This is a genomic window from Bradyrhizobium sp. CCBAU 25338 (genome assembly GCF_028128965.1).
Lineage (GTDB): Bacteria > Pseudomonadota > Alphaproteobacteria > Rhizobiales > Xanthobacteraceae > Bradyrhizobium > Bradyrhizobium liaoningense.
On record NZ_LFKY01000035.1, the window covers coordinates 176,303 to 190,213 of the forward strand.

Below are 13,911 nucleotides of genomic sequence, written 5' to 3' on the forward strand. Positions count from 1 at the left end.
CTTGTGGAACGAGGCGGCCCTATGTTAGCCAACCGCCGCGAAATTCAGCCCCAATCGGGTAAGGAGAGACTTTCATGACCAACGGTAACGGCACCCCTCCCGAGGCGGCCCAGGCTCCCCAGCTCAACGTGCTGGCGCAATATACCAAGGACCTCTCGTTCGAAAATCCCAACGCGCCGACCTCGCTCCAGCAGCAGAGCCAGCCGCCGCAGATCAACATCCAGATCAACGTCAACGCCAACAATCTCAGCGAACAGGAGTTCGAGGTGACGTTGTCGGTCGAGGGCAAGGCCGAGACCGCAGGCAAGGTGATGTTCTCGTTCGAGCTCGCCTATGCCGGCGTGTTCCGGATCGTCAACGTGCCCAAGGAGAACCTGCATCCGCTAGTCATGATCGAGTGCCCGCGCCTGTTGTTCCCGTTTGCCCGCGAGATCATCGCGACCGCGGTGCGCGACGGCGGGTTCCCGCCCCTGATGCTGGATCCGGTCGACTTCGTCGGTCTCTATCGCCAGAACATGGAGCGGCAAATGGCCGCCCAAGGTCAAGCCGGTCAGGCCTGACCGACCGCCACGGGGGCTGGAGCGGGCAGGTACTCGTTCCAGATCGCCTTGTCGCCGAGCGTCGCGATGAAGGCCCGATGGGCCTCGCGCTCGGCCTCCGAAATCCGCGGCGCCAGCGGCACCAGGCGCTGCCGCCGCGGCGCATCGCCGGCCGCATTGACGCGGATTTCCTGGGTGTCAGAAGCCAGCAGCAGCTGCGACTGTCGCGCCCCGACCAGATCGACATAGACTTCGGCCAGCAGCTCGGCGTCCAGCAGCGCGCCGTGCTTGGTGCGGCGTGAATTGTCGATCGCATAGCGCGAGCAGAGATCGTCGAGCCGGTTGGACACGCCGGGATGCTTGCGGCGCGCCAGCAGCAGCGTGTCCACCAGCCGCTCGCGTGGGATTGCGGCGCGCTTGATGCGGTCAAGCTCGGCATTGATGAAGCCGATGTCGAACGAGGCGTTGTGGATCACCAGCGGGGCGTCGCCGATGAACTCCAGAAACTCGTCGGCGACCTCGTGGAACAATGGTTTCGTCGCCAGGAATTCGGACGACAATCCGTGCACCGCGAACGCTTCCGCCGGCATGTCCCGTTCAGGGTTGATGTAGACGTGAAAGGTCTGTCCCGTCGGCATGCGGTTGAGTATCTCCACGCAGCCGATTTCGACGAGTCGGTCGCCGCGGAGCGGATCGAGGCCGGTCGTTTCGGTGTCGAGGACGATTTCGCGCATGTCTTGGTCGCCGTGTGAGACGGCGAATCAGGCTCGCCGCTGCGGCATCTTAACGACCTCGGCCAGAATGTGCGCGATTTGCGCCCGCACCGGCTCAAGTCCGTGTGACGTATCCACCACGAAATCGGCGCGCCGCCGCTTTTCGGCATCCGGCGTCTGCTTGGCGATGATGGCATCGAGCTTGGCTTCGTCCATGGTGCCGCGCGCCAGCACGCGCTGGCGCTGGAGTTCGGGCGACGTCGAGACCACGACCACGGCGTCCACCCGCTTGTCGCCGCCGGTCTCGAACAGCAGCGGAATGTCCAGCACCACGACCGGCGCCTTGGCGGCCTCGGCGTCGGCGAAGAATTTCTGCCGAGAGGCGCCCAGCATCGGATGAACGATCTGCTCGAGCTGCTTGATCGCAGCAGGATCGTGCACGACGCGCGCCGACAGTTTTGTGCGGTCGACCTTGCCGTTGACGGTGGTGCCCGGAAAGGCAGCCTCGATCGCGGGAGCCGCTTCGCCCTCATAGAGCTGATGCACGGTGGCATCGGCATCGTAGACGGGGACACCGGCCTCCGCGAAAAGTTTCGCGGTGGTGGATTTGCCCATCCCGATCGAGCCGGTCAGTCCGAGGATCCGCATCAAGCCATAGCCATGTCTGTCAGTCAGACTGCAACTAGCCGCTCGCGGCGCAGGAACGCAAGCAGCGGCAGCAGCGGCAGGCCGAGAATGGTGAAATGATCGCCCTCTATCCGCTCGAACAGATGGATGCCTAGGCCTTCGAGCTGATAGGCGCCGACGCTGGTCGTGACGGCATAGCCGGCGGCGTCGAGATAGGCCGAAAGCTCGGCCTCGGTCATCTCTCGCATGGTCATGCGGGCGACTGACACGTCCTCGAAAACAATCCTGCCGTCAAGCGCCACGGCTACGGCCGAATTCAGCTCGTGGCTCTTGCCGGCGAGATCGCGCAGCTGCGCCAGCGCCTGTGTGCGGCCTGCGGGCTTGTTGAAGAGACGCATCCCGAGAGCCAATGTCTGATCGGCGCCGATCACGTAGCTTCCTGGATGACTCGTCGAAACCGCCTTGGCCTTTTCTCGCGCCAACAACAGGGCGATCTCGCGCGGGTTTGAGACTCTCGACGCGGTCTGAATGCCGCGCTCGTCGATATCCGCCGTCACAGCCTCGAATTCCAGCCCGGCATTGGCCAGCAGCATTTTGCGCGCGCTGCTTTGTGAGGCCAGAATCAACGGAGATGTGCCGCGCCACAGAGCCATGGCAGAAACTATTCCGAGGGCCGGTTGCGCTGGCGATCAGTATAGAGCTTCATGATCGCCGCCGCGGTTTCCTCGATCGAGCGGCGCGTGACGTCCAGCAGCGGCCAGTCATGCTTGGCGCTGAGCTTGCGAGCGAACGCGACCTCCTCGGTGACCGACTGCTTGTCGGTGTAGGTGTCGCTGCCGGACTCGGCACCCATGGACAGCAGGCGATTCTGACGGATCTGAATCAGGCGTTCCGGCGTCGCATGCAGGCTGACGACCAGCGGCCGCGTCAGCGTCTCGAGTTGCGAGGGCACCGGAATGCCTGGAACCAGCGGCACGTTGGCGGTGCGGATGCCGCGATTGGCGAGATAGATCGAAGTCGGCGTCTTCGACGTCCGGGACACGCCGACCAGGACCACGTCGGCCTCGTCGAGACCTTCGACGTGCTGGCCATCGTCATGTATCATCGTGTAGTTCAAGGCGTCGATGCGCTTGAAATATTCCGCGTTGAGGACGTGCTGGGCGCCGACGCGTCCCGTGGTCGCAGCGCCGAGATAGGCTTCGAACAACTGCATCACCGGGCCGATAATCGACAGGCTGGGAACATTGATCTGCTTGCACTTGTCCTCGAGCCTGGCGACCAGATCCTTTTCGAGCAGCGTGAACAGCACGATTCCCGGCGCTTCCTCGATCTCATCGAGCACGCGGTCGAGCTGCTTTTGGCTGCGCACCAGCGGATAGACGTGCTCGACCGGCGTCACGTTGGCGTATTGGGCCGCGACCGCGCGCGCCACGGTGATGAGCGTTTCACCAGTGGAGTCGGAGACCAGATGCAGGTGGAAATAATTGTTCGAGGTCGGCACAGAAACTCTTTGTATGAGGGCGGGGCAGTTTGTGGATTTCTGTGGAGCTTAACCCCTTGGAAAGGGATGTGCGACACCAGGGGCGGGACAACGGCCAATTTTCTTCACACCACTGCCGGTCAGGACAAGTCCGGCGCCCTCCGATGAGGGGAGCGGGATTGCGCGGATAACCCGCTTGATAAGCTGCCGACGGTCAAGCGCAAGCTCTTGAGTCCGGGCCGCTTATTCGAACGGCTCGAGGTCGCGCAGGATATGTTGATGGATGTGAACAAGCGCGCGTGAAGTGGCGGACGGAATTGTGTGAGTCCAATCCACGGTCACTAAGACTCAAACCTTAAGATTCTAAAAGTTTTAGGTTTAGAAGAGCCGAGCACGCGGATATGTGTGTGCACCCAAATCTATGAATGAATTCTTACCGGGCTCGTTCCATCCACTGTCCGGTGAGACAGGGCGCGTTCGAACGACATCGATCCTGGTTCGCGTCTGGAAAACGCGCAAGGCAAGACACGGAAGGGCTGCCGGCATGTACGAGTGGATCAAGGCGCTGCACGTGATCGCGGTCATCTCCTGGATGGCCGGCATGCTCTATCTGCCACGGCTGTTCGTTTATCATTGCGAAGCGGAGATCGGCTCGAAGCAGTCGGAAACGTTCAAGGTTATGGAACGCCGGCTGCTCAAGGCGATCATCAACCCGGCCATGATCGTGACCTGGCTGGCCGGTCTCTATCTCGCGTGGTCCGGTCATTGGTTCGCATCGCCCTGGTTGCACGTAAAACTGGCATTGGTCCTGGCCATGTCCGCGGTCCACGGCTTTTTTTCCCGTTGGCTGAAGGATTTCGCCGCTGACCGGCGGCCGCGGAGCCAGAAATTCTATAGAATAATCAATGAGGTACCGACTGTTCTGATGATCGTCATCGTCATCATGGTGATCGTGAAGCCGTTCTAGGCACGTCGCGCCGACGATTCGCTCAGCGCTTCGGCTTGCGGAGCAGGAAGCGATTTTCTATATTACCGACATCCCACCCAACGCAGGCGGATGTGGTTGTGTCCGAGCTTTCCAGAAGCCGGGTACCGCATCAGGTTTGAAGCCTCCCGGCGCTCACCTTGCCAGTCCTGCGGACCTTACCTTCTCACGTCCGCATTTCAGAGCCTCCTCGCACCCCCTCTTCTAAGGCTACCCCACAGGACCACCCCAATGCGGGAAATTAAACTCCAGGACCTCAAGTCGAAAACCCCGGCTGAGCTCGTCTCGTTCGCGGAAGAGAACGGGGTCGAGAACGCAAGCACCATGCGCAAGCAGGAGCTGCTGTTCGCCATCCTCAAGCAGCTCTCGATTGCCGAGACCGATATCGTCGGCGAAGGCGTCGTCGAAGTGCTCTCCGACGGCTTCGGCTTCCTCCGCTCGCCCGATGCGAATTATCTGCCGGGCCCCGACGACATCTACGTGTCGCCCTCGCAGATCCGCCGTTTTGGGTTGCGTACCGGCGACACCATCGAAGGCCATATTCGCAGCCCGAAAGAGGGCGAGCGATATTTCGCGCTGCTGAAGGTCAACACGCTCAATTTCGAGGACCCGGAAAAGGCCAAGCACAAGGTCAATTTCGACAACCTCACGCCGCTTTTCCCGAATCAGCGCTTCCGCATGGAAATCGACGATCCCACGCGAAAGGACCTGTCTGCACGCGTGATCGACATCGTCGCACCGATCGGCAAGGGTCAGCGCGCATTGATCGTCGCGCCGCCGCGCACCGGTAAGACCGTGCTGATGCAGAACATCGCACATTCGATTACGCACAATCATCCCGAATGCTATCTGATCGTGCTTCTGATCGACGAGCGTCCGGAAGAAGTCACGGACATGCAGCGCTCGGTGAAGGGCGAGGTTGTGTCCTCCACCTTCGACGAGCCGGCGGTACGTCACGTCCAGGTCGCCGAGATGGTGATCGAGAAGGCCAAGCGTTTGGTCGAGCACGGCCGCGACGTCGTGATCCTGCTCGATTCGATCACCCGCCTTGGCCGCGCCTACAACACCGTGGTGCCCTCATCCGGCAAGGTGCTGACCGGCGGTGTCGACGCCAACGCGCTCCAACGCCCGAAGCGGTTCTTCGGCGCCGCCCGTAACATCGAGGAGGGCGGCTCGCTGACCATCATCGCGACTGCGCTGGTCGATACCGGCAGCCGCATGGACGAGGTCATCTTCGAAGAGTTCAAGGGCACCGGTAACTCGGAACTGATCCTGGACCGCAAGGTGTCGGACAAGCGCACCTTCCCGGCGATCGACATCTCGCGCTCCGGCACCCGCAAGGAGGAGCTCATCACCGATCCGCAGGTGCTCAAGAAGATGTACGTGCTCCGCCGTATCCTCAATCCGATGGGCACGATGGACGCGATCGACTTCCTGCTCGACAAGCTCCGCTCGACCAAGAGCAACTCGGAGTTCTTCGAGTCGATGAACACCTGAGTGCACTGCAACAGAGGATTGGAGGGCGCCTTCGGGCGCCCTTTTGTTGTGCGGCTTTGCTGCAGCGAATTTGCAGCATGAAGGGTTGGTTCCTATCCGGATCGCTGGCGTTTATTAATATGTTGATATCACGTGGGAAAAAGCTGGATCGGACTCGGCCTGAAATCTCTTGGGTAGGGTGGTTTGCAGCAAAATGCTGTAGTTATGTTGCGTTGCAATATAGGTATTGCTGCAAGGTTTAGCGCAGCAAATCCTCCAGCTGGCCGGCGGAAATCGGAAGTTTGCCTTTTCGCCAGGAGGCGGACAAATAGGCCATGCATCCGAGAGACCAGACCATCTTTGCGCTGTCATCTGGCCGGGCGCCCAGCGCGATCGCGGTGGTGCGTGTGTCGGGCTCGCAGGCCGGCCGGGTGCTGACAAGGCTCGCGGGCCAGCTGCCGGCACCGAGGCAGGCAAGCCGCCGGTTGCTTTGTGACGGCGCGGGCCAGCCAATCGACGATGCCGTGGTGCTCTGGTTTCCAGGACCGGCCAGCGCGACCGGCGAGGACGTCGCCGAGTTTCACGTCCATGGCGGACGCGCGGTGCTTGCGACGCTCCTTGCGGCAATTTCGAATCTTCCGAATACCCGCGCCGCTGAGCCTGGAGAGTTCACGCGGCGCGCGTTCGAGAACGGCAAGATCGACCTCACCGAGGCCGAGGGTCTCGACGACCTCATCCACGCCGACACCGATCGGCAACGGCGCCAGGCGCTGCGCCAGTTGCAAGGTCTTCTCGGCGATCACGCGCGCGACTGGCGCGAACGCATCATCGAGGCGTCCGCGCTGATCGAGGCGGGCATCGATTTCTCCGACGAAGGCGACGTGCCGGCCGAATTGATGGCGCCGGCAGTCAGGGCAATCCAAGCCCTGTATGATGAAATCTCAAAAGCCCTTGCGGCGCAGGGACAAGCTGAACGTCTGCGTGATGGCCTGGTGGTTGCGATCGCGGGCGAGCCGAACGTCGGCAAGTCGACCTTGATCAACCAGCTCGCGCGGCGCGAGGTCGCAATCGTCTCGCCTCATGCCGGCACCACGCGCGACGTCATCGAGGTGCAGCTCGATCTCGACGGCTATCCCGTCACTGTCATCGACACCGCGGGAATTCGCGAGACCGATGATCCCGTGGAGCAGGAGGGCGTGCGTCGGGCGCGGGCGCGCGCCGGGGACGCCGACCTGGTCCTGTGGTTGGTGGAGGGCGGGCAAGCTGTCGATCCGGAAGCCATGCGCTCGCTTCGGAGATCCGGTGACGGTGCTGTTTCGCCGGGCGGCTTGGTCTGGATCGTCCGCAACAAGATCGATCTCGGCGGGCGCGAGGGCCCTGTGCCGCCGGGCGAGTTCCCGATCTCCGCGAGCCGGGGCGACGGCATTCCGGAACTGGTTGAGGCCCTCATAATGTTCGCCGCCAACTTCTTCGGAACGACGGAAGGTGCCTTGGTGACCCGGGCGCGGCAGCGCGATTTGCTGCGCCAGGCGTCGGACAGCTTGCGCCGGAGTCTGGAGCTTGTAGAAGAGGGCGAAGAGCTGGCGGCCGAAGAGCTGCGTGCTGCCGCCTATGCCCTGGGCCGGCTGTTGGGGCGGGTGGACGTCGAGGACGTCCTCGGGGCGATCTTCCAGAAGTTCTGCATTGGAAAGTAGAGCTAGTTCTTCATTGTAGAACTAGGACTTGTTCCATTCCTTGTGTTTCACGTGAAACAGCAATGATCGTGGTTCGCGGGTCTGCTTCACGTGAAACGGCGGCGACATTAGCTCGGGCCAATGTGCGAGCGGTTCCTTACTTCATCTGATGTCGCTTCATGGGGAATGGCGTTGGGGCCGCTGGCCGCGCGCCTCCATCTCATCTTTGGGATTTTGGGCCGCGTCGAGGCGCCGACCCGACGCTAACGAAATGGGTCAGTGCATCTGGTCGAATTCGACCCACTTTTCTTCCTATGAATCCCTTGAGACGACGCTGCGCCCGCGGGGGGATTCTGGTCTCGCCGTCGCTCGTTTCGGGCTCCTTCGACCGATATTGCTTCACGTGAAACAATAATCCCTTGAACGCTTCTTCTGCTGTGCATGGGGTTGTTTTGCGGAAAAGCGTATCGCCAGCCACTTCCTGTTTCACGTGAAACACCACCGTCCCGAGTTTCCACTTCCGGCTTCTTCTGCCCTGGGATAGAAGTCCGACCATGCGAACAGAACGAGCAAGCTTTGACGTCATCGTGATCGGGGGCGGCCACGCCGGCTGTGAGGCCGCGGCCGCTGCTGCGCGGATGGGCGCAACGACCGCTCTGGTGACGCACCATTTCTCGACTATCGGCGCGATGTCCTGCAATCCGGCCATCGGTGGTCTGGGCAAGGGTCATCTGGTCCGCGAAGTCGATGCTCTCGATGGTCTAATGGGTCGCGTGGGCGACGCCGGTGGCATCCAATTTCGTGTTCTCAATCGGCGGAAGGGGCCCGCTGTCCGTGGTCCGCGAGCCCAGGCGGACCGGAAGCTTTATGCGGCCGCCATGCAGGCCGCGATCCGGGAGACCGAGAGCCTTTCGATCATCGAAGGCGAGGCTGACGAGCTGATCATGGCCGAAGGGCGGGTCACGGGTCTTCGCCTGGGTGATGGCCGGGAACTGCGGGCGGGGGCGGTTGTGGTCACCACCGGCACATTCCTGCGCGGTCTGATCCATCTCGGTGAGAAGAGTTGGCCCGCCGGCCGGGTCGGCGAAGCTCCTGCGATGGGCCTTTCAAGCTCCTTCGAGCGTGTCGGCTTCACCCTCGGACGTCTCAAGACCGGTACGCCGCCCCGTCTGGACGGCACCACGATCGACTGGGCCGCCGTCGAGATGCAGCCCGGGGACGAGCCGCCGGAGCCTTTCTCGGTGATGACCGAGCGGATCACGACCCCGCAGATCCAGTGCGGGATCACCCGGACCACGGCCGCGACCCATGAGGTGATCCGCGCCAATGTCCATCGCTCTCCGATGTACTCCGGCCAGATCAAGAGCTCCGGCCCGCGCTATTGCCCCTCGATCGAGGACAAGATCGTCCGCTTCGGCGACCGCGACGGCCATCAGATCTTTCTGGAGCCGGAAGGGCTCGACGATACGACCGTCTACCCCAACGGCATCTCGACCTCGCTGCCGGAGGAGGTCCAGCTTGCGATCCTCGCCAGCATTCCAGGCCTGGAGCGGGTGAAGATGGTGCGGCCGGGCTATGCCATCGAATACGACCACATCGATCCTCGCGAGCTCGATCCGACCCTGCAGACCAAGCGCCTGCGCGGGCTGTTCCTGGCCGGGCAGATCAACGGCACCACCGGATATGAAGAGGCCGCCGGGCAGGGCATCGTGGCTGGCTTGAATGCGGCATTGTCCGCCGGTGGGGCCGCGCTGACGGTATTCGATCGGGCGGACGGCTATCTCGGCGTCATGATCGATGACCTTGTCACCCGTGGAATCAGCGAGCCCTATCGGATGTTCACCTCCAGGGCTGAGTATCGTTTGACGCTGCGGGCCGACAATGCGGACCAGCGCCTGACCGAGAAAGGCATTTCCTTGGGCTGTGTCGGCAGTGCCCGAACCCGGCATCACCGTGCCAAGATGGACGCCCTGAACGCGGCACGAACACTGTCGAAGTCCCTGACCATCACCCCGAACGAGGCGAGCAAGCACGGCCTGTCCCTGAACCGGGATGGGCAGCGCCGGTCGGCCTTCGAGCTGATGGCGTATCCGGAGATCGGCTGGAGCCAGATCCGGGCGATCTGGCCGGAGCTGGCGGCAATCGATCCTGTCATCGCCACTCATCTCGAGATCGACGCGAAATACGATGTCTATCTGGAGCGCCAGAGCGCCGACGTTGAAGCGTTCAGGCGCGATGAAGGGATGGTGCTGTCGGACGTCGATTACCAGCAGGTCCCAGGTCTCTCCAACGAGGTCCGGGCCAAGCTGGAGAAGGCCCGGCCCTTCACCGTCGGCCAGGCTGGCCGGATCGATGGCATGACGCCGGCCGCGCTCGGCATCCTCGCGGCTTATCTGCGCCGTGAAGCTCGGAAAACTTCCAAGGCAATCGCATAGGCGTTTCACGTGAAACAGCGCGGACCGGGCGGGGACAGGCCGCTATCGCGACGACCCGGAGCGGGTGAGGGTGCTGATCGGCGAGCCGAGCTGGCGCCGGCTGGACCGAAGAACGACAAGGCCAGGGCCAACGATCAGTCGCTGGACGCGATCATCGCAGCCGACAAGATCGCGGCGCTCAAGCTCGCTCCCGTTTCACGTGAAACCGAAGCCCGGCTCGATCGCTACATCGCCCTGCTGCGCGAGTGGCAGGCCAAGACAAATCTGGTCGCGCCTTCGACCTTGCCGCATCTCTGGACGCGGCACATTGCCGATTCGCTTCAGCTGGTCGATCTCGCGCCGACCGCCAAACGCTGGGCCGACCTCGGCAGCGGCGGCGGCTTTCCCGGCGTCGTCCTGGCCTGCGCCATGGCGGGGACGCCGGGCGCGAGCGTCCACCTCGTCGAGCGAATCGCCAAGAAGGCGGCTTTCCTGCGCGAAGCGATTCGCGTCACCACATCTCCGGGAGTCGTACATCTCGCTGAGATCGGGGATAATGTGGATAGAATCACCGGCCCCGTCGATTACGTCACCGCGCGCGCACTGGCTCCGCTACATCAACTCATCGGCTTTGCGGAGCCGCTGATGCGCCAGGGCGCAAAGGCGTTGTTTCTGAAGGGTCAAGATGTAGAGGCTGAATTGACCGAAGCCGCTAAATATTGGAATATTCAACCTCAGCTCCATCAAAGCCGTACGGGTGACGGCTGGATCGTGGAGCTGACGTCCGTCGAGCGACGCGGGTGAGGCGTTCAGGGGTGAGTGGGGAATTGCGATGAGCGTGATTGACGAACCGCAGCAAGAACAGACGGCCCAGGAGACCAATGAGGTCCCGCATGGCCACCCGCGCATCCTGGCGCTGGCGAATCAGAAGGGCGGTGTGGGAAAGACAACCACAGCGATCAACCTCGGCACGGCGCTCGCGGCGATCGGCGAGCGCGTTCTGATCGTCGATCTCGATCCCCAGGGCAATGCCTCGACCGGCCTCGGCATCGATCGCCGCAACCGCTCCTGCTCGACCTACGACGTGCTGGTCGGCGAAGCCGCGTTGCGCGAGGCGGTGGTCTCGACCGCGGTGCCGCGGCTGCACATCGCGCCCTCGACCATGGATCTCTCCGGCCTCGAGCTCGAGCTCGGCACCACGCCCGGCCGCGCCTTCAAGCTGCGCGACGCCATCGGCGCGCTCAACAACAACGTCTCGCCGGATGCCGACTACACCTATGTGCTGATCGACTGCCCGCCCTCGCTCAACCTGCTCACGGTGAACGCAATGGCGGCCTCCGACGCCATCCTGGTGCCGCTGCAATGCGAGTTCTTCGCGCTCGAGGGTCTGTCGCAATTGCTGCAGACGGTGGAGCAGGTGCGCTCGACGCTCAATCCGAACCTGTCGATCCACGGCATCGTGCTGACCATGTTCGACTCGCGCAACAACCTCTCGAACCAGGTCGTCGCCGACGTCCGCCAGTTCATGGGCGAGAAGGTCTACAAGACCATGATCCCGCGCAACGTGCGCATCTCCGAAGCGCCGTCCTATGGCAAGCCGGTGCTGGTCTACGATCTCAAATGCGTCGGCAGCGAAGCCTACCTGCGGCTCGCCACCGAGGTGATCCAGCGCGAGCGCGAGCTGCGCACGACGCATTGACGCTGCCGTAGGGTGGGCAAAGGCGTCTTCGCCGTGCCCACCGTCTTCCGCACACAATCGGTGGGCGCGCTTCGCTTTGCCCACCCTACGATAATTCAGTTCTGGAGTGCTGCACCGTGAATCCAAGGGAGCTGGCGATGGCCGACGAAGCGCGTTCGCGACTGGGCCGAGGTCTTGCGAGTCTGATCGGTGACGTCGGCGGCGAGGCTCAGCATGTCGATCGTCCGCGCGCACAGCGCAAGGTGCCGATCGAATTCATCAAGCCCAACCCGCGCAACCCGCGCCGCACCTTTTCGGAGACCGAGCTCAAGGAGCTCTCCGACTCCATCAAGCAGCACGGCGTGATCCAGCCGATCGTGGTGCGTCCGGTGAAGGGCGCGCAGGATCGCTACGAGATCATCGCGGGCGAGCGGCGCTGGCGCGCCTCGCAGCTCGCCGGCCTGCATGACGTGCCGATCGTTCCGGTCGACATCAGCGACAGCGACGCGCTGGAGTTCGCGATCATTGAGAACGTGCAGCGCGAAGACCTCAACCCGATGGAAGAGGCGCAGGGTTATCACGCCCTCGCCAACGAGTTCAAACGCAGCCAGGACGACATCGCAAAGGTCGTGGGCAAGAGCCGCAGCCACGTCGCCAACATGATGCGGCTGACGAAGCTGCCGGCAGAGGTGCAGGCCTACATCGCGACCGGCGAATTGACGGCGGGCCACGCCCGCGCGCTGATCGGCGTGCCGGATCCGCTCGCCGCCGCCAAGCGCATCGTCGAGGAGGGGCTCAACGTCCGCCAGGCCGAGGCTCTGGCGCACGAGGAAGGCGTGCCCGAGCGCAAGCCGCAGAAGGCGCGCGCCGGCGCGAAGGAAAAGGACCCCGATACGATCGACCTCGAAAAGCGTGTCAGCGACGCGCTGGGTCTCAAGGTCACCGTCAATCATCGCGATCCCGGCGGCTCCGTGCAGATCAACTACCGCAACCTCGATCAGCTCGACGAGGTGATGAAGCGGCTCGCCAAGGGCGCGCTGTAGGCCCGGCCTTCGCCGTCGTCCCCGTGTTCGCGGGAACGATGGCTGCGTGGGCGCGCGTCTGCATCCACATCGTCATTGCGAGCATAGCGAAGCAATCCAGAATCTTTCCGCGGAGAGATTCTTGATTGCTTCGCTGCGCTCGCAATGACGTGGAAAGATCGAAGGACTAAGCCCGCCGCTTCGCGTTTGCCGCAATCGCCATCAGCGCGCGCTGCGCTATGGCTGCAGCGAGGGTGGACTGCTTGCGGGTGTCGAGCGCCGCGGTTGCGAGCTGCTCGATGATGGCGGCGAGCCGCGCCGGGCTGAAATTGCGCAGCGCGGTTTCAACCGCGGGCTTTCGCGAAAAATGCAGGCGTGGAAAGCCGCCGTCGAGCACGGCGGAGGCCGGCGTGCCGTCGGCGATGGCGAGCGCGGATTTGTGCAGCCACGCAGCCTGCCGCAGCGCGGCGGAGATGATCACGCCGGGGTAGGTGCCGGCGATCATGGCCTTGGCGAATTCGGTCTCGACGATGTCGGGCCGTCCGGAAAAGGCGCCGTCGACGATCGGATCGAGCTTCAGCTCGGACGCATCGGCGACCACGGCCATGACGTCATCCAGCGTGACCTCGCCCTTGCCGTGGGCGTAGAGCGTCAGCTTGCGCAGCTCGTTGCGCGAGGCCTGGCGGTCACCGCCGAGAAAGGACATCAGCGCCGCGCGGGCGTCCTGCGCGATGCGCAAATTCGCGATGCGGAGCTCGTCCTCCATCAGCCTGGCAAGATCGCGCTCAGTGTCGGGATAGCAGCCGATCGCCACGGCCGTCTTGGCGCGCTCGCAAGTCTTGCGCAGCGGCGATTCCGGGCGAAGCTCACCGGCCTCGATCACGATGCGGCAATCCTTCACGTTCATCTCGGCCAGCGTCTCGATGCCGCTGGCAAAGCTGCGCGAGCCGGCGCGAACGCGGATGGCGCGGCGGCCGCCGAACAGCGGCACCGTCATGGCCTCGTCGACGAGGCGCGAGGGCTCGGCGGAGAGCTCGTCGCCGTCGAGCTTGACCAGCGAGAACGGATCGTTGGGATCGTCGACGGCGGATGCGATCAGCGCATCGGCGCGCTCGCGCACGAGGCCGGCATCGGGACCGTAGAGCAGGATGATCGGGCGGCCCGCGTCAGGGCGGGCGAGGAAAGCGTCGATCTCTTTTCCGCGCAGCGCGACCATGGTCTAGATCGTCATTCCGGAGCGCGCAGAGCGCGAATTGCGGTGCGCAATCGCGCACCAGAGAATCCAGAGGCTGGAGATCGACATT

Annotated in this window: 13 protein-coding genes; 8 read left to right on the forward strand and 5 right to left on the reverse strand. The window is 63.3% G+C overall.

The annotated features are described in order from the left end of the window. Window positions 1-74 precede the first annotated feature (74 nt). A complete protein-coding gene (gene secB, locus ACM42_RS16050; RefSeq protein WP_271528829.1) occupies window positions 75-560 on the forward strand; it encodes a protein-export chaperone SecB in 486 nt (161 codons plus the stop codon). Here the strand turns inward: secB and dnaQ are convergent. Genes dnaQ through ACM42_RS16070 form a run of 4 tightly spaced genes read right to left on the reverse strand, consistent with a single transcriptional unit; the run spans window position 551 to window position 3,380 of the window. Then, entirely contained in the window at window positions 551-1,273 is a 723-nt protein-coding gene (gene dnaQ / locus ACM42_RS16055; protein WP_271528830.1) for a DNA polymerase III subunit epsilon, read from the reverse strand. The two genes, secB and dnaQ, sit on opposite strands and share 10 nt — an antisense overlap. Before the next feature lie 27 nt (window positions 1,274-1,300). Beyond that, the gene (gene coaE / locus ACM42_RS16060) at window positions 1,301-1,900 is read right to left on the reverse strand and encodes a dephospho-CoA kinase (protein ID WP_271528831.1); all 600 of its coding nucleotides are present in this window, start codon (window positions 1,898-1,900) and stop codon (window positions 1,301-1,303) included. A gap of 23 nt (window positions 1,901-1,923) precedes the next feature. Further along, entirely contained in the window at window positions 1,924-2,532 is a 609-nt protein-coding gene (locus ACM42_RS16065; protein ID WP_271528832.1) for a Maf family protein, read from the reverse strand. An 8-nt stretch (window positions 2,533-2,540) separates the two neighbouring features. Then, window positions 2,541-3,380 (reverse strand): pyruvate, water dikinase regulatory protein, encoded by an 840-nt coding sequence (locus ACM42_RS16070; RefSeq protein ID WP_271528833.1) that lies wholly within the window; start codon window positions 3,378-3,380, stop codon window positions 2,541-2,543. Window positions 3,381-3,903: 523 nt separating this feature from the next. On the opposite strand from ACM42_RS16070, the gene hemJ reads away from it, so the two are divergent. From hemJ to ACM42_RS16105, 7 genes are all read left to right on the forward strand, one after another. Then, window positions 3,904-4,326 (forward strand): protoporphyrinogen oxidase HemJ, encoded by a 423-nt coding sequence (hemJ, locus tag ACM42_RS16075; protein ID WP_271528834.1) that lies wholly within the window; start codon window positions 3,904-3,906, stop codon window positions 4,324-4,326. 249 nt (window positions 4,327-4,575) lie between these two features. Then, on the forward strand, window positions 4,576-5,841 hold the full coding sequence (rho, locus tag ACM42_RS16080; protein ID WP_271528835.1) for a transcription termination factor Rho: 1,266 nt from the start codon (window positions 4,576-4,578) through the stop codon (window positions 5,839-5,841). Window positions 5,842-6,155: 314 nt separating this feature from the next. Further along, window positions 6,156-7,514: a tRNA uridine-5-carboxymethylaminomethyl(34) synthesis GTPase MnmE gene (gene mnmE, locus ACM42_RS16085; protein ID WP_271528836.1), complete on the forward strand. Its 1,359-nt coding sequence runs from the start codon at window positions 6,156-6,158 to the stop codon at window positions 7,512-7,514. Window positions 7,515-8,047: 533 nt separating this feature from the next. Next, window positions 8,048-9,928, forward strand: a complete 1,881-nt coding sequence (mnmG, locus tag ACM42_RS16090; protein ID WP_271528838.1) for a tRNA uridine-5-carboxymethylaminomethyl(34) synthesis enzyme MnmG — start codon at window positions 8,048-8,050, stop codon at window positions 9,926-9,928. A gap of 141 nt (window positions 9,929-10,069) precedes the next feature. Further along, on the forward strand, window positions 10,070-10,711 hold the full coding sequence (gene rsmG, locus ACM42_RS16095; RefSeq protein ID WP_271528980.1) for a 16S rRNA (guanine(527)-N(7))-methyltransferase RsmG: 642 nt from the start codon (window positions 10,070-10,072) through the stop codon (window positions 10,709-10,711). Between the two features lie 28 nt (window positions 10,712-10,739). Next, the gene (locus ACM42_RS16100) at window positions 10,740-11,606 is read left to right on the forward strand and encodes a ParA family protein (RefSeq protein WP_028181374.1); all 867 of its coding nucleotides are present in this window, start codon (window positions 10,740-10,742) and stop codon (window positions 11,604-11,606) included. Between the two features lie 137 nt (window positions 11,607-11,743). After that, window positions 11,744-12,628, forward strand: coding sequence for a ParB/RepB/Spo0J family partition protein (locus tag ACM42_RS16105; protein ID WP_271528839.1), 885 nt, complete (start codon window positions 11,744-11,746; stop codon window positions 12,626-12,628). A 166-nt stretch (window positions 12,629-12,794) separates the two neighbouring features. Here ACM42_RS16105 and holA read toward each other — a convergent pair whose 3' ends face one another. Next, on the reverse strand, window positions 12,795-13,823 hold the full coding sequence (holA, locus tag ACM42_RS16110; RefSeq protein WP_271528840.1) for a DNA polymerase III subunit delta: 1,029 nt from the start codon (window positions 13,821-13,823) through the stop codon (window positions 12,795-12,797). Between the last annotated feature and the right edge of the window lie 88 nt (window positions 13,824-13,911).

Bases quoted from the DNA above. Each gene is read 5' to 3' on its own strand.
- mnmG (WP_271528838.1), top strand. From the start codon at position 8,048: ATGCGAACAGAACGAGCAAGCTTTGACGTCATCGTGATCGGGGGCGGC.
- ACM42_RS16105 (WP_271528839.1), top strand. From the start codon at position 11,744: ATGGCCGACGAAGCGCGTTCGCGACTGGGCCGAGGTCTTGCGAGTCTG.
- coaE (WP_271528831.1), bottom strand. From the start codon at position 1,900: ATGCGGATCCTCGGACTGACCGGCTCGATCGGGATGGGCAAATCCACC.
- holA (WP_271528840.1), bottom strand. From the start codon at position 13,823: ATGGTCGCGCTGCGCGGAAAAGAGATCGACGCTTTCCTCGCCCGCCCT.
- hemJ (WP_271528834.1), top strand. From the start codon at position 3,904: ATGTACGAGTGGATCAAGGCGCTGCACGTGATCGCGGTCATCTCCTGG.
- secB (WP_271528829.1), top strand. From the start codon at position 75: ATGACCAACGGTAACGGCACCCCTCCCGAGGCGGCCCAGGCTCCCCAG.
- mnmE (WP_271528836.1), top strand. From the start codon at position 6,156: ATGCATCCGAGAGACCAGACCATCTTTGCGCTGTCATCTGGCCGGGCG.
- ACM42_RS16065 (WP_271528832.1), bottom strand. From the start codon at position 2,532: ATGGCTCTGTGGCGCGGCACATCTCCGTTGATTCTGGCCTCACAAAGC.
- dnaQ (WP_271528830.1), bottom strand. From the start codon at position 1,273: ATGCGCGAAATCGTCCTCGACACCGAAACGACCGGCCTCGATCCGCTC.
- rho (WP_271528835.1), top strand. From the start codon at position 4,576: ATGCGGGAAATTAAACTCCAGGACCTCAAGTCGAAAACCCCGGCTGAG.
- ACM42_RS16100 (WP_028181374.1), top strand. From the start codon at position 10,740: ATGAGCGTGATTGACGAACCGCAGCAAGAACAGACGGCCCAGGAGACC.